This is a genomic window from Congregibacter sp., assembly GCF_045107095.1.
Lineage (GTDB): Bacteria > Pseudomonadota > Gammaproteobacteria > Pseudomonadales > Halieaceae > Congregibacter.
The window spans coordinates 1-17,494 of sequence record NZ_JBGCFU010000061.1 but is presented as its reverse complement, the minus strand read 5'-3'; the positions used below and the strand labels follow the sequence as shown (position 1 = coordinate 17,494).

At 53.3% G+C, this 17,494-nt stretch carries 20 protein-coding genes; 10 read left to right on the top strand and 10 right to left on the bottom strand.

The features are described from left to right. On the top strand, positions 1-636 hold a 636-nt coding region (locus tag AB8B76_RS09995), incomplete at its 5' end, for a GNAT family N-acetyltransferase (protein ID WP_405272143.1). On the opposite strand, the gene AB8B76_RS09990 is transcribed toward AB8B76_RS09995, so the two are convergent. From AB8B76_RS09990 to yaaA, 4 genes are read right to left on the bottom strand one after another with little or no spacing between them, the layout of a single operon-like run. Beyond that, positions 629-1,627, bottom strand: coding sequence for an HAD family hydrolase (locus AB8B76_RS09990; RefSeq protein ID WP_405272141.1), 999 nt, complete (start codon positions 1,625-1,627; stop codon positions 629-631). The two genes, AB8B76_RS09995 and AB8B76_RS09990, sit on opposite strands and share 8 nt — an antisense overlap. A 55-nt stretch (positions 1,628-1,682) precedes the next feature. Beyond that, positions 1,683-2,285: a DUF938 domain-containing protein gene (locus AB8B76_RS09985; RefSeq protein WP_405272139.1), complete on the bottom strand. Its 603-nt coding sequence runs from the start codon at positions 2,283-2,285 to the stop codon at positions 1,683-1,685. A gap of 2 nt (positions 2,286-2,287) precedes the next feature. Then, on the bottom strand, positions 2,288-3,760 hold the full coding sequence (locus AB8B76_RS09980; protein ID WP_405272138.1) for a flavin-containing monooxygenase: 1,473 nt from the start codon (positions 3,758-3,760) through the stop codon (positions 2,288-2,290). A gap of 57 nt (positions 3,761-3,817) precedes the next feature. Then, complete coding sequence (gene yaaA, locus AB8B76_RS09975; RefSeq protein ID WP_405272135.1) at positions 3,818-4,600, bottom strand: peroxide stress protein YaaA; 783 nt, start codon at positions 4,598-4,600, stop codon at positions 3,818-3,820. A 95-nt stretch (positions 4,601-4,695) separates the two neighbouring features. Between yaaA and AB8B76_RS09970 the strand changes: the two genes are divergently transcribed. The 5 genes from AB8B76_RS09970 (at position 4,696) to AB8B76_RS09950 (ending at position 8,307) form a co-directional block, all read left to right on the top strand. Beyond that, positions 4,696-5,253 (top strand): TRAP transporter small permease subunit, encoded by a 558-nt coding sequence (locus AB8B76_RS09970; protein ID WP_405272134.1) that lies wholly within the window; start codon positions 4,696-4,698, stop codon positions 5,251-5,253. Beyond that, positions 5,253-6,611 (top strand): TRAP transporter large permease subunit, encoded by a 1,359-nt coding sequence (locus AB8B76_RS09965; protein WP_405272132.1) that lies wholly within the window; start codon positions 5,253-5,255, stop codon positions 6,609-6,611. The genes AB8B76_RS09970 and AB8B76_RS09965 overlap by 1 nt, the downstream gene beginning before the upstream one ends. 93 nt (positions 6,612-6,704) lie before the next feature. Beyond that, a complete protein-coding gene (locus AB8B76_RS09960; RefSeq protein WP_405272131.1) occupies positions 6,705-7,100 on the top strand; it encodes an acyl-CoA thioesterase in 396 nt (131 codons plus the stop codon). Between the two features lie 137 nt (positions 7,101-7,237). Further along, a complete protein-coding gene (locus tag AB8B76_RS09955; RefSeq protein ID WP_405272129.1) occupies positions 7,238-7,591 on the top strand; it encodes an MbcA/ParS/Xre antitoxin family protein in 354 nt (117 codons plus the stop codon). Beyond that, entirely contained in the window at positions 7,588-8,307 is a 720-nt protein-coding gene (locus tag AB8B76_RS09950) for an RES family NAD+ phosphorylase (protein ID WP_405272127.1), read from the top strand. Before AB8B76_RS09955 ends, AB8B76_RS09950 begins: the two co-directional genes overlap by 4 nt. 73 nt (positions 8,308-8,380) lie before the next feature. Here the strand turns inward: AB8B76_RS09950 and AB8B76_RS09945 are convergent, their stop codons facing one another. Further along, positions 8,381-9,550, bottom strand: a complete 1,170-nt coding sequence (locus AB8B76_RS09945) for a TRAP transporter substrate-binding protein (protein WP_405272124.1) — start codon at positions 9,548-9,550, stop codon at positions 8,381-8,383. Positions 9,551-9,614: 64 nt separating this feature from the next. Then, entirely contained in the window at positions 9,615-11,768 is a 2,154-nt protein-coding gene (gene uvrD / locus AB8B76_RS09940) for a DNA helicase II (RefSeq protein ID WP_405272122.1), read from the bottom strand. A gap of 112 nt (positions 11,769-11,880) precedes the next feature. On the opposite strand from uvrD, the gene AB8B76_RS09935 reads away from it, so the two are divergent. Both AB8B76_RS09935 and AB8B76_RS09930 read left to right on the top strand, forming a co-directional pair. Beyond that, a complete protein-coding gene (locus AB8B76_RS09935; protein ID WP_405272121.1) occupies positions 11,881-13,605 on the top strand; it encodes an SPOR domain-containing protein in 1,725 nt (574 codons plus the stop codon). 19 nt (positions 13,606-13,624) lie between these two features. Further along, positions 13,625-14,050: a hypothetical protein gene (locus AB8B76_RS09930; RefSeq protein ID WP_405272119.1), complete on the top strand. Its 426-nt coding sequence runs from the start codon at positions 13,625-13,627 to the stop codon at positions 14,048-14,050. A gap of 82 nt (positions 14,051-14,132) precedes the next feature. On the opposite strand, the gene AB8B76_RS09925 is transcribed toward AB8B76_RS09930, so the two are convergent. The 4 genes from AB8B76_RS09925 to AB8B76_RS09910 form a co-directional block, all read right to left on the bottom strand. Beyond that, positions 14,133-14,525: a GFA family protein gene (locus AB8B76_RS09925; protein ID WP_405272117.1), complete on the bottom strand. Its 393-nt coding sequence runs from the start codon at positions 14,523-14,525 to the stop codon at positions 14,133-14,135. Between the two features lie 21 nt (positions 14,526-14,546). Continuing rightward, on the bottom strand, positions 14,547-14,870 hold the full coding sequence (locus AB8B76_RS09920; RefSeq protein WP_405272116.1) for a hypothetical protein: 324 nt from the start codon (positions 14,868-14,870) through the stop codon (positions 14,547-14,549). Between the two features lie 150 nt (positions 14,871-15,020). Continuing rightward, on the bottom strand, positions 15,021-15,833 hold the full coding sequence (locus AB8B76_RS09915) for an alpha/beta fold hydrolase (protein WP_405272114.1): 813 nt from the start codon (positions 15,831-15,833) through the stop codon (positions 15,021-15,023). Positions 15,834-15,914: 81 nt separating this feature from the next. Beyond that, positions 15,915-16,202 (bottom strand): hypothetical protein, encoded by a 288-nt coding sequence (locus AB8B76_RS09910; RefSeq protein WP_405272112.1) that lies wholly within the window; start codon positions 16,200-16,202, stop codon positions 15,915-15,917. Positions 16,203-16,388: 186 nt separating this feature from the next. On the opposite strand from AB8B76_RS09910, the gene AB8B76_RS09905 reads away from it, so the two are divergent. Continuing rightward, positions 16,389-17,189, top strand: a complete 801-nt coding sequence (locus AB8B76_RS09905) for a helix-turn-helix domain-containing protein (RefSeq protein WP_405272111.1) — start codon at positions 16,389-16,391, stop codon at positions 17,187-17,189. Positions 17,190-17,322: 133 nt separating this feature from the next. After that, a partial coding sequence (locus tag AB8B76_RS09900; protein ID WP_405272145.1) for a Sir2 family NAD-dependent protein deacetylase occupies positions 17,323-17,494 on the top strand: 172 nt, incomplete at its 3' end.

Sequence of the window (17,494 nt, the reverse complement as noted above, 5' to 3'; positions counted from 1 at the left end):
GGCTATAAAACTTTCGATGAATTTTTGAGTACGTTCAGCAGCCGCAAGCGCAAAAACCTCCGGCGGGAACGCAAGCGCGTCATTGAACAAGGGCTGCGGCTGGAAACACGAACCGGCGGCGAAATAGAAGACCAGCACTGGCAGCAGTTTTACACCTTTTATCAAATGACCTACGCCAAGCGCAGTGGCCACGGCGGCTATCTCACGCGCGAGTTTTTCCTGGACGTGGCAGCGAACATGGGCGAGCAGGTGCTTATGGCCCTCGCCGAAAAAGATGGCTCCCCGGTGGCAGGTGCACTGTATTTTTGCGATGGCGAAACTCTGTACGGACGCTATTGGGGGTGTAGTCGCGAGTACGACTGTCTGCACTTCGAGACCTGCTACTACCAAGGCATCGACTACTGCATCCGTCATGGGCTAAAGCGCTTTGATCCTGGCGCTCAGGGCGAGCATAAAATTCAGCGGGGGTTTGAACCCACGACAACACTCTCCTGTCACTGGGTGGCGCAAGCCGAGCTAGATGATGCCGTGGGTAACTTCACGCGGGAAGAGCAAGTGCATGTAGAAGGGTATCGCAAAGACGCCATGGGCCTTCTCCCCTTCAAAGAGACCCCGGATAACGAGACTCTTACTTAACTTCTGCCGGGAAAACGGTGTTCCAGTCCTGGGCCATATCTATAACAGTCCAGCCTTTTTCCCCAGCCACATCCAGACCCTTATCAAGCTTCCCGATACTTGATTCCCGATCATAGGCCCACTCTCGCTCTGCATCGGTGTGGTGGAGGTAGAGCATCATTCGCGGGCCGTCACCCGCCGCCGTGTATTGCAACATTTGAAGGTCGCCATCGGAATTGCCTGAAGCAAAAATTGGCCGGCGACCGATATGCGAATGGATCCCCACGGGCTTACCTTCTTTGTCATCGACGAAGTCGATTTCAGCCAAACGTCTCAGAACAGGTCTACCATTCTCGATCTCGAACTCAGTCTTGATGCTGCTACCCACAACCTGCTCCGGAGGTATGCCGTACACTCGCTCAGTCCAGGGACGCATAAATTCAATACCGCCCCCCGACACAATAAAGGTTTTGAAGTCATTGGCGCGCAGATAGTCCAAAAGCTCGAGCATGGGTTGGTACACCATTTCCGTGTATGGGCGCTCAGTGACAGGATGTCGCGCTGTCTCTAACCACTCGCTCACGATCACCTCGAACTCTTCGGTGGTCATTCCCGCATGACTCGCCATGACAATCTTCAGAACCGATTCCAGGCCGCCGGAAAGGACCGATTCCAGATCGCCGGCAAGAAGAGACGCAAAGGGCTCTTCGGTTTTCCACTCGGGGCGCTCTTCTGCCAAGGCTTTGACTCGATCAATAGCAAAGAAGAGCTGAAAATACATCGGCTGCTCTGCCCAAAGGTTGCCGTCGTTATCAAAGGTCGCGATACGCTCCGCCACGGGTACAAAATCAGAAGAGCCGCTGCGAGTAACGCGCTCTACAAAGTCCACGATCGAGTGCTTGGACGGGGAGTCATTCCACGACGGCAAAGGGTCGGCCGCGTCTGCAAATACCGCTCCATTGCCCAAAACGAGCAAGCTCAGTGACAAGAAAAAGGTTCTTAGTATGCTCATTATCAATTCCTTCCCAGCACTAGTTTAGGAGGACACATTGCAGCTTAATGGCTAGCTATGCGCTTTCCATCTTCCATACTACTAGACGATTGTTGGCTGGCATCGAAACATCTTCCAGAAGTCGATAACCAGCTGTGCTTGCGAGAGAGTCCACCCATTCAAAGTCACGAATACCACTGTTGGGATCTCGATCTTTTAACCAAAGGTCAAAGCTCGCATTGGACTCCGATGTGAATTCACCGCCGTAATTGAACGGACCATAAACCAGCAACAAGGAACCAGCTGTGCCCTGAGCGTTACAAGCGACAAAAAACGCCTCGACCAAAGGCTCCGACACAATATGCAATGTATTCGCAGTGTAAATCGCATCCGGCCAAGGTTCAGGCCAGGGGGTTTCGCAAATATCCACCGTGACCGGCGGCAGAAGGTTGTCCAGCGATACCCGCTCGCAACGGGGCCGAAGTGTCGCCAGAGACTGTGGGTGTTCGCTGGGCTGCCAACGCAAATGTGGCATGGCCGCTGCGAAGGCGCTGGCGTGCTGACCTGTACCAGAGCCGATTTCCAGCACTGACTGTGCATCGCCCAGTAATCGCTGCAGCTCATGAAGGATAGGTTCGCGGTTGTTTTCAGCGGCCTGGGAAAACGGCAGATCCGACATTGTTAAACGCGCATATCGAAATCGGCAAAGTCAGGGCTTCGCATGTGCCATCGATAGGCGAGGGTGGAACGGGGCCAGTTGTTGGTCACTTTGCCCGCCGCATTTTTATACCAGCTCTCACAACTCGCCACCCATACAGTCTGTGCAAGTTCGCCCTGCATGCGCTCGCTATAGGCCATCTGAACGTTCTCGTTAACATCTATGGCGCGGAGCTCATGGCTGAGCAACTTGTCTATGCAATCAACGACGTAGTCGACCTGACGCTCCACCATGAAAATGATCGAATTACTGCCCAGATTGGTGTTGGGCCCATAGAGCATAAAGAAGTTCGGAAAGCCGTGAGTGCATACGCCGCGATAGGCCTCCGCACCATCGCGCCAGGCATCCTGCAAAGACAAGCCGTTCACGCCCTTAAACTCAACGGCGCTGTGCATTTGTGAGGTATTAAACCCCGTCGCATAGATTATCGCGTCCACGGGACGGTCCGTCCCGTCCTCTGCTCGCACTCCCTCTTCGTCCATACCGGTAATGGGTGAGGTAACCAGCTCTACGTTGTCTCTAACGAAAGCGCCAAAAAAATCATCCGAGATAAGAATGCGTTTACAGCCCAAACGGTAATCCGGCGTGAGCTTGTCCCGCAGCTCCTGATCCTTCACTTCTTCTTCGCGATAGTCCTTGCACCACTTCTCCCAGTGCTTAAGAAGCCAGGTAGAACTGTTGCGCAATACCGGATAGAAAAGCCACTCTCCACGCAGATAGACCATTGCGCGAACCGCTTTTTGAGCCAGTGGCACGTTACGAAAAACCCACTTCTCCCATTCCCTGTAAGCTCGATCATCGCGTTTGATCACATAGTTTGCGCTGCGCTGGTACACATGAAGTTGCGCTACCTGCTTCGCTATGTGGGGAATAAACTGCAAGGCACTCGCCGCGTTCCCAATCACCGCCACTCGCTTACCCTTCAAATCATAGTCATGGTCCCAGCGCGCGGAGTGAAAGCTGTGTCCCGCAAAACTGTCCTGGCCGGCAAAATCGGGAATATTGGGTACGTTGAGCTGACCCAAACCACTGACCAAACTCCTGGTCAGCAGCTTTTCGCCATTAGCAAGATTTACCTCCCAAAGCCCCAAGTCTTCCTGCCACTGAGCCTGATCTACCTCGGTACTCAAGCGAAGGTGCGAAAGCAGACCAAACTCTTCAGCGCAGCGCTGGAAATAAGCTCTGATTTCATTGTGCGGCGAGAACTTGTGGGACCAATCAGGATTGGGAGCGAAAGAATAGCTATACAGAACCGATGCTACGTCGCAACAGGCACCTGGATAGGTGTTGTCATACCAGGTGCCTCCAACCTGAGGGGACTTCTCCAGGATCACAAAGTCCGTGATGCCGCGCTCGCGAAGCTTTATGCCCATACATAAGCCAGACATCCCCGCGCCAATAATAACCACCTGGTGAGTCGGTGTTTGTACGCTCATTCGGGAATACCTATTTGACGTTTAGGAGAGTTGCTGGGGGCTTTGGCTATGGCGCTTTTAGACAGTGGGCGCTTTATCGCGAGTGAACACCAGCTCGCGGGCAGAAGACTCCGCCGCGTTGTAGCGATAACCGCCTACGCGAAACTTCTTTAGCGATGCCACATCGTTCACTTCTTTATCAACGATGTAACGCGCCATTTGTCCCCGCGCTTTTTTGGCAAAGAAACTAATGATTTTGTATTTACCATTTTTGAGATCTTTGAACACCGGCGTGATGACTTCTCCATCCAGAGCGCCGGGTTTGACCGCTTTGAAGTACTCGTTGGAGGCAAGGTTTAGAAGAACCGCAGTATCGGTCTTCTTCAGCTGCTTGTTCAGGCTGACAGTCAGCGCGTCACCCCAAAAGTCATAAAGATTCTTGCCACCGCTATTAGAAAAACGCAGCCCCATTTCGAGTCGGTAGGCCTGCATAAGATCGAGAGGACGCAGGACCCCATAAAGGCCTGAGAGAATACGCAAGTGCTTCTGCGCGTAGGCCAACTGAGCTGCATTCATTGTCTCGGCTTCGAGTCCGGTGTAAACGTCACCTTTGAACGCCAGAATGGCTTGTCGGGCATTCGTCTTATCAAAGGGGCGATGCCAATCCATAAAGCGCTGATGATTGAGCGTCGCGATGTTCTCGGATACGCCCATCAGAGACCGGATATCCATAGGGTCCAACTGCCGCGCATCTTCAACAAGTGCCTCGGAACGTTCAAGAAACTCCGGCTGCGTCGCTTTGCGAGTGGTAACTGGCGACTCGTAATCCAGAGTTTTAGCGGGTGAAATAACGCTGAGCATTGTCGTAGTCCTTACTGCTTGTCAGGGTGTTTCTTAGTTCGCGTTTTAGCTGGGTTCTCAAGGTCTTGCGTAAAGAAGAGTGAACGCGCTGGGCTATGATACCCTCGCCCTCCGGCATTAAGAAAGGCAGTAAATGGGTGCTTAATTGGGCGTCTTTTATACAGGCGGTTGACCGTTTCACCCTGCTGTCCGGACGGCTGCTTGCCTGGTGCGCGTTGGCCATGGCATTACTTACCGCCGCTGTCGTCATCCTGCGTTATGGGTTTTCTACGGGCTCCATTGCTATGCAGGAGACCGTAACTTACCTTCATGGCAGCCTGTTCATGCTGGGTGTCGCCTATGCGCTAAAGTCCGGCAGTCATGTGCGTGTCGATATCTTTTATCGTGGCTTTAGCGATCGAGGTAAGGCCTGGGTGAATGCTTTGGGAGGCATTGTTTTCCTTCTCCCTCTTTGCGTGATGATTTTTGTTATTAGCTGGGGTTATGTCGCCGACTCTTGGGCAATCCGTGAAAGCTCGCCGGAGCCCGGAGGGATCCCCTACCTGTACCTGCTTAAAACACTCTTACCGCTTATGGCCATAAACCTTGCTCTGGCAGGCTTCGTAGACATTTTGCGAAACGCACAGATCCTTATTCTTCGCGAGAATCGCTGATGGACGGATCTATAGCACTGTGGATGTTCGCCGCAGTCTGCGGGCTGTTAATGCTTGGGTATCCGGTAGCGTTTACCCTGGCAGGTACCGCGCTGCTGTTTGCCGCCGTGGGCACCATCGCCGGGGGCTTTGATCCCGCCTTCCTGGAGGCTCTCCCCGGACGGCTATTCGGTACCATCAGCAACGTCACGCTCATCGCGGTCCCACTGTTTGTGATGATGGGCGTGATTCTCGAAAAATCGAAGGTGGCTGAAGAGCTGCTGGAGAGTATGTCCGCTTTATTGGGTCGCCTGCCCGGCGGATTAGCTATTTCCGTCGTTCTGGTGGGAATGCTTTTGGCTGCAAGTACAGGCATTGTCGGCGCAACGGTGGTGACTATGGGCCTCCTGTCACTACCTACGATGTTGCGGGCGGGCTACGGTCCCAGCATCGCAACGGGCACGATCTGCGCCACGGGCACCCTTGGTCAGATAATCCCACCGTCGATTGCTCTCGTACTACTTGGCGACATTCTCTCCAGCTCATACCAACAAGCACAGTTAAAACTGGACGTCTTTAATCCTCAAACGGTGTCGGTAGGGGATTTGTTTGTCGGCGCAATTATTCCGGGTCTGCTTTTGGTGGGTCTTTACTGTCTTTACATTCTTGGGATGGCAGTGCTTCGCCCGGGAAGCGTTCCACCGGTTAAAACCCGAACAATGTCCTGGGGAAAGCTACTCCATGGCCTGATACCCCCGCTGATTCTCATTGCCGTTGTGCTGGGCTCCATACTCGCGGGCGCGGCTACACCCACAGAAGCCGCCGGGGTCGGCGCGACCGGAGCATTGTTACTCGCAGCATTGCGCGGCGAGGTGAATCAAACGAAGCTGCAAGAGATTGTTACCAGTACTTTAGAAACTACCGCCATGGTCTTCATGATCTTGATTGGCGCGGCGGTGTTCTCGCTCGTGTTTAGAGGTTTCGGTGGAGAAGAACTGATTCAGGCTTTCTTTGCCGACCTGCCGGGAGGCGTTTTCTCAGCGACCTTATTGGTGATGCTCGTTATCTTCGCTCTTGGCTTCGTACTGGATTTCATCGAAATCACCTTCGTTGTAGTTCCGATTGTTGGCCCTATCTTGCTGCTCATGGGCGTTGATCCCATATGGCTGGGCATCATGATTGCAATCAACTTGCAAACCTCTTTCCTGACGCCGCCCTTTGGCTTTGCGTTGTTTTACCTGCGGGGCGTGGCGCCCGATTCGGTGCCCACATCTGCCATCTATCGAGGTGTAATACCCTTTATTTGCATTCAGCTGCTGGTCCTGGCGGCACTTTGGGTCTGGCCGCAGCTCGCCACGTGGTTGCCCGCGCAGCTTTAAACGCTATACCTTGCCCACGGCTGGCGGCTAAACTGCTGCAAGTACACTGAACTTCATCTCAACCCTTCACCTTAACGACAGAACCAGCAGATCATGAGCGACATAGACTCCACACCATTACCCCAGGGCGAACTCGCCATACAAACCATCGCGATGCCGAAGGATACCAACGCCTCCGGAGATATTTTTGGCGGATGGCTCCTCTCGCAAATGGACCTTGCCGGCGCAATCACCGCCGAAGAAGTCGCGAAGGGCAGGGTGGCGACAGTGGCCATCGATGGTATGGCGTTTATTACACCGGTTCACGTAGGGGCGGTCGTATCCTGCTTTTGTGATGTTATTGAGATCGGGCGCTCATCGATTCGCATCATGGTCGAGGTTTGGATTAACTCGCCGCACGATGGAGATCCCATCAAGGTAACAGAAGGTGAGTTTGTCTTTGTTGCTATTGATGATCAGCGACGCACCCGAACCATCACACATACATAATTTTCCAAACGACAGCTACAGTTCTTCAAAATGGGTGTCGCAATTCTAAGAACGTAACGGATCGTAAAAGCACGGACGCTAGTGCTGTGCGTTTGCACAAAATTTGACTAATTTGTGCATTTGCATAAAATGTGCTTATGGAAACACTACCAGAACCAGAAAGATCCGCTGTTCTAGCCCGCAGTCTCTTAGCAGCGGCAGCAGAGCTAGGAGTTAGTAGGTCCGATATCGGTGCGATTATTGGGCGTAACAGAACGAGCATTGATCGCAAAGGTGTGGATCCTGATAGCAAGGCCGGCGAACTTGCTCTGATGTTCATTCGTATCTACCGCTCATTGTTTGCGCTGATGGGTGGCGACACAGACAACATGCGCCACTTTCTCCGCACCGAAAACCTGGGAACGCGCGGTGTACCGTTTGAACAACTTCACAACATCCAAGGCATTGTTGCAGTATGCGGCTACCTTGACGCCATGCGCGGAAAAGGGTGACCACACTCCCTGAGATTACCTTCGACCCTTTTCATGGCCCTGTAGAGCGCATCGTCGAACGACAGGAGGATTCGGCGACAACGCGCATTACAGACGACCTTTTAGAGCAACAGATGCTTGAAGAGATGCTTGAGGGCAATAAACCTGGATCCCTCAGCAACAGCATCAACTATCTTCTTGGCACGCCGTTCCGATATCCCCCACTGGACTATGGGAGTCGTTTTGGGTCCCCCCATGACCGCTGGATTTTCTATGGCTCGACAGGCGTAGAAACTTGCTTGAGAGAGTGCGGGTACTACCGTTTTAAACTGTTCTTCGACATGGCGATACCACCTCCCAATCCGCTGGGTTGTGAGCACACCATGTTCAGCGTGGACCTGGCAACGGACCGCTCTGTGAACCTTTGCGCGCCAAGCTACACCTCCTTAACTGATGAACTGGTGTCCGTAACGAGCTACGCACTAACTCACCGTATTGGGCAACAAGCTCGCGATGCAAACGCGCAGATGCTCTTGTTTCAGTCAGCCCGGGGGCCGGAGAAAAATGTCGCCGTCTTCAGCGAGTGCGTGTTTAACAGTGAGCCCGTAAATCAACGGCTGTGGATATCGCAAGTGCGTGCGGACCGGGTTATGTTCCGTGGAAAGCAGGGCTTCTTTCAATTCCCTGTTGGGGATTACTGCGATACAAAAGGCGCCCTTGCTCGAATCAACGCTTAAGAAGCCGCTCTTGCTGCAAATTAAAAAATGCGGTGCGCTGGTCTTGGGGGTGAGGACAACACAGGGCTGGCACTTACTCGTTTATTAATGGCCCCATAACGTCTCTGCGGACATTGATATAAGACTGCTCTGATATTTCGTGATACGCACGTACGTCTTTCATAAACGACTGAAACGACGCGTTCACCTTTGCAGCCAAAGGATCATCGGCAATCATTCTAGCCATAGCTTCTTCGCCGCCACGATACAGCGCCGCAAGCACATCATCGGGTAAACGCCGCAGTTTAACGTCATGAACCTCGATCATTTCCCGAAGCGCCCGATTGTTCCGCGCGGTGAACTCGTCGAGCATATCCTGATTGGACGCTCGGGCGGCATAACGAACGATAGCTTGTAAATCTTCGGGCAGGCCCTTTAACGCGTCTTCATTAACAATAAACTCCAGCATGGAGCCGGGCTCATGCCATCCCGGGTAATAGTAGTACTCGGCTATTTCGTGAAGCCCCAGGGCCAAGTCGTTGTAGGGTCCAACCCACTCGACCGCATCGATGACACCGGTCTGTAAAGCGGTATACACCTCGCCTCCGGGAATACGTACTGCTTCACCTCCTGCTGCACTGAATACTTCTCCCGCCAAGCCCGGGATACGCATGCGCAAACCTTTGAGGTCTTCGAGCGAGTTGATCTCTCGGTTAAACCAACCGGCCATTTGCACGCCACTGCTGCCACCGGCGAACGGCACTAATCCCGCGGGAGCATAGATCTCCTGCCACAACTCCATACCGCCGCCGTAATGCAGCCAGCCGTTCATTTCCTGCGCGGTCATACCAAAAGGTACAGCGGTAAAGAACACAGAAGAGGGGATTTTTCCCTTCCAGTAATAACTAGCCCCGTGGCCAATTTGAGCAACACCGGAAGACACCGCATCAAACACCTCAAAGGCCGGTACGATTTCACCCGCACCATAAACGCGAACATCCATACGCCCCGCGCTCATTTCCCGAACCATTTGGGCAAAGACTTCGGGGGTGTGTCCCAGACCGGGCAGGTTCTTGGGCCATGTGGTCACCAACTTCCACTCGATGGTATCTCCACCCTGACCCAGCTCACCAGCGTTACCCGGGCCCGCCGCGCGATCATCTGCAACGCGCTCAAAGGCCCACAAAGCCAGAAGTAAGACGAGCGCTGCTGCTAGCAACAGCACCGCCAAAGCTTCTTTGTTAATACCCGATGACTTACTCATGTGGCTCTTACCTCAGGCCCGTGCTTTGGCCTTTTATTGTTGTATTGCCTTCGGAGCCCGGCTCCTACAGCGCCTGCAGTTTCGCATACTGCACCACCAGCCACTTAGTCCCCTCTGAAGCAAAGTTAACTTCGACGCGGGCGTTGCTGCCCCGGCCCTCGAAATTCAGTACAACCCCTTCACCGAACATCTGGTGGTATACCCGCTGACCCAAATTGAGGCCCGTATCAGCCGCTGGAGTGCTTCCTGACAGTTGACTCACCGGTCTACTGATCTTGGTTTGCAGTCGCACCTCGTTCACAAGTTCTGATGGGATCTCCCGTACAAAGCGCGAAGGGGGGTTGTAGCTATCGCTACCGTGCAGACGGCGACTTTCGGCGTAAGTCATGATCAATCGCTCCATAGCCCGGGTAATTCCCACGTAGCAGAGTCGTCGTTCCTCTTCTAATCGCCCGGGTTCTTCAATGGACATACGATGGGGAAAGAGGTTTTCCTCCATACCCGCCAAAATCACCAGCGGAAACTCAAGACCTTTCGCCGAGTGCAGAGTCATTAGCTGCACCGAATCTTCATGGGGATCTGCCTGACCTTCACCGGCGTCCAATGCCGCGCTGTCGACAAACTGCTGCAGCGGGGACAGCTCTTCACCTTCGGGAACAAAAGTCCGCGCTGCGCTCACGAGTTCCTCAAGGTTCTCGACACGCGCCAGGCCTTTCTCGCCCTTCTCTTTCTCGTGGTAAGCAATCAGACCCGATCGACGTACCATCTGATCGACAAGCTCTTCTAAGGTCATGGGATCTGTCAGTGTATCCAGCTCATCTACCAGGACCCTGAAACCATCCATGGCGGTCAAAGCTCGGGCCGGCAACAACTTATGCTCCTGGCAACTGTGTATTGCCTGCCACAATGAACACTGTTGCTCTCGAGCAGTGGCACGCAGTACATCCAAAGTCTTACTGCCAATACCCCGGGGCGGCGTGTTGATCACCCGCTCAAAGGCAGCATCGTCACCTCGGCTTACCAACAGGCGGAGGTATGCCATGGCGTTTCGAATCTCCAGGCGCTCATAGAACCGCTGACCGCCGTAAATGCGATAGGGCAAACCACTACGAAGGAGCGCCTCTTCCAATACCCGAGATTGAGCATTGGAGCGATACAAAATAGCCACGGAGCGTCGCGCCTGACCATTACTCACCCAGTTTTCTATCTGTTCGACGATGAATCGGGCCTCGTCTTGTTCGTTGAAACCTGCATAGAGCTGTAAAGGCTCACCGGTTTCTCCAGAGCTCCAAAGTTCCTTACCGAGGCGACCACTATTATTGGAGATAACCCCGTTGGCGGCCTGCAGAATCGTTTGGGTAGATCGATAGTTCTGCTCCAAGCGAACCACCTTGGTGCCACCAAAGTCCTCGCCGAATCGCTGAATGTTTTCAATTTTTGCGCCGCGCCAGCCATAAATAGACTGATCATCATCACCCACAGCGACGACTGAAATCTTATCGCCGGCCAATACCCGTAGCCACGCATACTGGATGGTGTTGGTGTCCTGAAACTCGTCTACGAGTATCTGGCGAAATCGACCTTGATAGTGCGCGAGTACTTCCGGCGCCTGGAGCCATAGCTCATGGGCGCGCAGCAGTAGCTCCGCGAAGTCGACCATACCTCCCCGTTCGCAGGCTTCTTCGTAAGCCGCGTAAACACGCAGCATGGTCTTGATATAAAGATCACCCAAAGGCGGCTCGATGTGCGCAGCACGGAGCCCCTCATCTTTTTGAGCATTGATGTACCACTGGGCCTGCTTAGGGGGCCAACGAGACTCATCAAGCTGTAACTCCCGGCAAACTCGTTTTACTAGCCGTAACTGATCGTCGCTATCAAGAATCTGAAAATTCTGCGGAAGTCGCGCTTCCTTCCAATGGGTTTTTAGTAAGCGGTGCGCCAGGCCATGGAAAGTGCCCACCCACATACTATGAGTGGGGATCTGCAGCATTTGTTCTATGCGCCCCCGCATCTCCCGCGCTGCTTTGTTGGTAAAGGTCACAGCCAACACAGCATGCGGCGACAATCCCTCAGCACGAATCAACCAGGCAATCCGATGCACCAACACTCGAGTCTTGCCAGACCCGGCGCCAGCCAACACCAGCATATTGCCACTCTCCGCCGCCACAGCATCTCGCTGTGCGTCGTTTAAACCGGTCAAAATATCGCTCACATCCATAGACACATTCTAACCGCATCGCCGGCAGCACTCACGGAAAACGGCAATCACGAGCGTGACAGCTTTCGCTCTGATAATATCCGTAGCGACCCATAGCCAGTAGCTAAAAGTAATGGCAGAAGAAGACGAAGATCGGGAAATCGGAAACTCGGCTGGAGATGACAGTCCGCGTCGCACTGGGGACTCTGATGATCAACAAGACGATTATCCGAGCATGTTCGTTGATCGAGATGACGACAACAGTTCTCCGTTTGTTGACCGTGACTATGGCAACGATCTGCCAGATTCAACTGAAGACTCAGAAAGTGCGGACCCTGGTTACGCGGCGTTTGCGAGTGAGCTCGATGACCCCCTTGCGGACTGGCCCTCACCGGATGTACCTCTGGAAGAACTGCCAGAGGTCCGTCAGCAAAAAGAGTCCGCGGAGTTCCAGGCTGAAGTGCCTGAAGCTATCGCTCAAACTCCCCTGAGTAGCGACCTACCTGAGCCCCTCGAAACACAATCAGACGAAGCCTTCCCAAGCAATTCTGCTGAGCCTGTAAGCAGCGATGCTAATGACGACATGTTGTTTGAAGGGGCGACGGAAGACCTTGCCAGCAGCAATGCACCCGATGTGTCTGATGGAGATGACTTACCCCCGGAAGAGGGCTTTAAAGACGGCCTGAGCGGAGTAGAAGACTACGGAGTCCCCGATCCGGTTCCGGCGGATGAAGAGCCCAATGTTCCTGAGGAGCCGTCCTTAAACGAAACGCCTGAACCCGAAGAAGCCCCCTTCTACGACGAAGAACCCCTTGAACCTGAGGTCCCGGAGATCGGTGACGACGAGGATTACATCGAGGAATTATTTTCTGAGCAGAAAGAAGCCTTTTCTGAAGATCAGGAAGATTTTGAAGAAGAGTTTGTCGATGACTTTTTGAACGACCTCGACCCACCCGAGGAAGAAGAGCTTCCCGTGGTAGATGCCTTCGAAGACAATTTCGATGCGTCTATCGCAGTAGGTGCAACGATGGCGGAAAGTATTGTAGAAAAGGCGGCGCCTTTCGATACAGCTGTCGACACAACTTTCGACGCAACTTTCGACGCAACAACGACGCAAGCAGATGATAAGGAAGACCCCGTGTCGGCAATACCCGCCTCAGGAGATGCAGAGGAAAAAGAGGATCGCTCCCTTCCCTTGGGAATGCTCGCCGTAGTTGCGGTAGCGCTTCTTTTGCTTGCCGTCGGCGGTTTTGGTGTTATGCAACAGCGCGGCGAGATGCAGGCGGAAATTCGAGATCTTCAAGCCAAGCTTGCCACCACCGTCAGCCCCGAAGAGGCTGAAACCGAACGGGAGCGGCAGCGGCAGATCCAACTGCAGAATGAATCGCTCAGTACAGAGTTAGAAGCATTAACTGCAGAGAACGACGCATTGTCGCAGCGATTGGAGGAACTAGAAGCCCTGGAAGCTGCCAAAGCCAGTGCGGCTGCCGAAAAACTTGCCCAGGAGGCCGCCGCAGCAAAAGCGGCAGCCGATCGCGCAGCTCGACTGGCCGCGGAAAAAGCCGCCGCAAAGAAGAGTGAAGCAAGTCGTTCAGCACCTTCGGGCAATGCCGTGGCAGCCAAAGGTCCTTGGTTTGTCAATTTTGGCTCCTATGCCGACCGAGGTATTGCTGAGCGTTGGGCAAACAAACTGACCGTGGAAAGCGGCAGTGTAGTGGTACAAACAGCAACCGCTGCAGGTAAAACTTTGTATCGCGTGCGGGTGATTGGACTCGCAGATCAAGACTCTGCCGAGCGGGTTGCAACAGCTCTGGAGAGACAATATCAACTCCCCAGATTGTGGGTAGGGAAAAACTGACCACCACAGGTAAAACATGATGAATAGAAAAACTATCGAATCTAACCGCCTTCGGTTTCCGGTGCTCCGTGTTGCCGCATTGAGTATTTGTCTTGGCGGTACATTAGCGACCTCAACAGCAGCATTAGCACAAGACATGTGCCAACAACCCACCCAGCCCGAAGCTTTGGATGGCTCGGCAGCGTCTATGGAAGCAATGCTTGCGGGTCAGAAGGCGGTTAAGGCATTTCAGGCAAGCAACATGGAGTACATGCAATGTCTGGAGGCCAAATCTGCCACAGCAGAGGCCGATGCGAAGAACTTACAAGACGGTGATGCACAAGCTTTGGCACGTGCAGACTATGCAAAGTCTATCGACGCATACAATGCGGCCGTATCAGCTGAAGAAGAAGTAGCAGAAGCATTCAATGTTGCCCTGCGAGCCTACAAAGCCGCAAATAAGTAGAAAAGACCGCGGGCTTTTAATGCCTTAGCAAGGTCGTTTAAGCGCTGCATGTCAGCGCTTTTTACTATTGATTTTCGGATATCTACTCTTTGGACTTGTGCGCAAGCTTGTGGGCATTGGCTTCCCAGTCATCCCCATCAAACTCGACTATCGTCACCTGCTCTGGCTTTTTGTCGAGACAGTTCACATTCACGTCTACTCCATCAGGATTGGAGCGGGGGATGTAATACGGCTTAATGCCACAGTGATTGCAAAAGTAATGCTTGGCGACGCCAGAATTAAAGGTATAGCAACTTAAGCGTTCCTCACCTTTAAGCAGGCTAAAACGCGATGCGGGCACGATGAGGTGTAGATAACCGCCTTTGCTACAAATGGAGCAATTGCATCGCTCTAGCTCAACCGCCTTTGGTGCTTGCACAGAAAAGCGCACTTCTCCGCAATGGCAGCCCCCAGTGTACGTGAGTAGTTCGCTCATCAGTTGTTCGCCTTCAATACTTCAGACGAGTGTAAGTCCCGGTGCGTCCAGCATAAAGCGCGAACTGAAATTACCTCTCAAAGATCCTGTTGTTCGATCTGCAGAATCCACAATAGACAGCAGCTCGTCCATGAAGACCTTCTCGGAAGCAGCAGCCAACGCATCGAGATCGATGGGACAGTTTGCCTGAACAATCGCCAGATCTCGTTGCAAGCCATCGCGATCCTGAAGACCCAGAACCCGTACAACGCGACTGCAAATTGCAGACACTGTCGCCTGCTCTTGCTTACTAAAAGGTTGATCGCGGCGCGCAGTAAAAGGCGCATCTATCACTGTATATTTCACAGAATCTCCAATCACAACTATGGTGTTTTCGAAAAAACGCCATACAAATCAAACTAGTACTCGCACCCTAGCGAAGCACTTCCCGTTGTGACTACTGTGAAGAAAAGAATTTGTGGGTCAGGTCGCAGAAAAACCCGCTGAACGGTGTAACTAGGCAGTGTTTTCCTGATCGCGGCTCAGAAGCGCGCCCAGCACGTAGGACCAAATCTTTGTGTTAAACCCCATACCCAGGTGCGATGCATCCACCTCGATATGTCTTACCTTGGGGCTTTTGTGATCATAAACAGCATTCCAATCCACGATGCCGTCTGTCTTACTAATGATTGCGGTAATGGGCTGGCTAATGGGAGGGACGGTTTCTTCACGGCGCGCTATTTCCGCTTCTATCCAATCGAGATCGGTGCCACGACGCCGAAAAACCGGAGCGGCAGCGGTGTATTTGGGCCCTCCAATTAAGGGAGACCCCATCGTCACCACTTTGTCCACGACGTCCGGCAGTTCGCGGGCAACCTCTCGAGCCAAAAAGCCACCGAGACTCCACCCGACCAAAGAGATTTTCTTACCTGTCGCGGTGTGACGAGCCATAACAGCGTCGTAAAGTCGATCAATCAAAAAAGGCACGGCGACTTCACCACGGTATTCCTCTAGATGCTCAAAATCCCAGCGGGACGATAAATCCTCCTGCGTATGGGGTAAGTTACTGCCGCCCAGGTTTGTTCCTAAGCCCCAACCCTCGGAACGCACGCCGTTTTGTTTCAGGAAACGACGCAAAGGCAAGGTGTAAGCATCTCCTGAACCAAAGCCAGGAACCACTACCGTGAGGCTATCTGTCTGCTGCGCGACAGATCGGCTCTCCCCTCTGATCAAGGGACGTAGCATCGTCGCAAAATCGACGGCGGCGCGGGCTTCTAGAAACAATAAGCTCTTACTGGGCGCTGCCGGCACAGCTCCTAAATCACTCATGAAGTAATTTTCCAAGTTGCGGTAGAGCTTTTTATACGCCGCAGCGGTCTCAGCAGATGGGCGGCATAAACTGGACACTGTTTACTCGTTTACAAGTCTGTCCGTGGCGAGATAAAGAAGTGGACCGAATGACCCAAGGACGAGGGTAAGAACTACCCAAATCCAGGGGTTTCGTCCACGGCTCCGGGCATGGGGCACTAAAAAAGTAAGCAGCAACAACAAGGCGATCACGAGATCGACAAAAACCTGCAAACCACCGGGAGTTTTATGCGTGGCAAAGATCCCAGCAATTCCGCCATTCATTAGCGACCAAGTGGTCAGGAGGGCAAAAGGGATAAGAATGATCAAGGCAAGATTGCGTTGGTTCATAGTGAGTTCTCCGTTGGAAAAGCAAAAACTTTGTCAGCTGGAGCGTGTAGCTTGAGTCGTAGGCCGGGGCGACTCAATAACCTCAGAGGTTATTGAAATAATCCATACCGTCGCGGCACACTGGAAATCTAAGAAAGCTGCGAGCGCTTCCATTTACAGTTGCTCCAGTGACTAACGGAGTAGTGCATGAACACCTCACCAAGCACCTTCCCCAATCTGTGCAAGCAATGGCGGCAACGGCGACATCTTTCACAGCTGCATCTGGCAGAGACCGCAGCCATTTCCCAACGCCACCTGAGCTGGCTCGAAACAGGTCGTAGTCAGCCCAGCCGAGAAATGGTGCTCAAGCTTGCAGACGCGATGGAGGTCCCTCTTAGAGAGCGTAATACGCTGCTCAATGCCGCAGGTTTTGCGCCGCAGTATCTGGAGTCCCGCCTTGAAGAGCCGCATATGGCTCCTGTGGGTGAGGCGTTGACAGCTATTCTTGAGCATCACATGCCATTCCCGGCTGTCGTAGTTAATCGCAAGTGGGACCGGATGATGGCGAATGCGGCGGCAGATCTCATGTTTAGCCTGGTCGACACGAATTCGGGGCAAGCCGAAACTAAAGAAGCGTTTAATTTGGCTGAAGCCACGCTCGCACCCCATGGACTGCGGCGATACATCACCAACTGGGAGACTGCCCTGCCGATGTTCGTAAATCGTTTGCGCAGTGAAGCACTCGCTTCGGGGGAAACGTCCACCATCGCGCATGTCGAAGCACTCATTCGAGGTGCGGGCGAATTGCCCGATAACCCGCCAGCGCCCGAGCCGCTACTTCCGGTGATGCCGCTCGAGCTCGATATAGACGGGCTGCAGCTATCTCTGTTTACCGTAATGTCGACCTTCGGCACGCCCCAGGACATCACCACAGATGAACTGCGCATTGAAGCTTTTTACCCGGCCAACGACGCCACACGCAGCTTCTTTGAAGGTACAAAAGAATGACCGCTCTCTATGTTTTGTATTTAGTAGCATCGTTCGCATTGATGCGGCTGGACTTACCGCCTTTGTACCGGCGCTGGTACTCCACACAACGATTGCGAGAAACTAAGCTCCTACGCATCTGATAGGTAGCTTCATGGCCACGCTATACATTACCGGCGCCGGCGTTAGTGCTGAAAGTGGTATTCCCACCTTTCGAGGTGAAGACGGGTTTTGGACGATCGGCAGCCGAAACTACACCCCACAAGAAATGGCGACACGGGCGATGTACGAGCAGGATAGCCTGCAGTTTCTACGCTGGTACTACC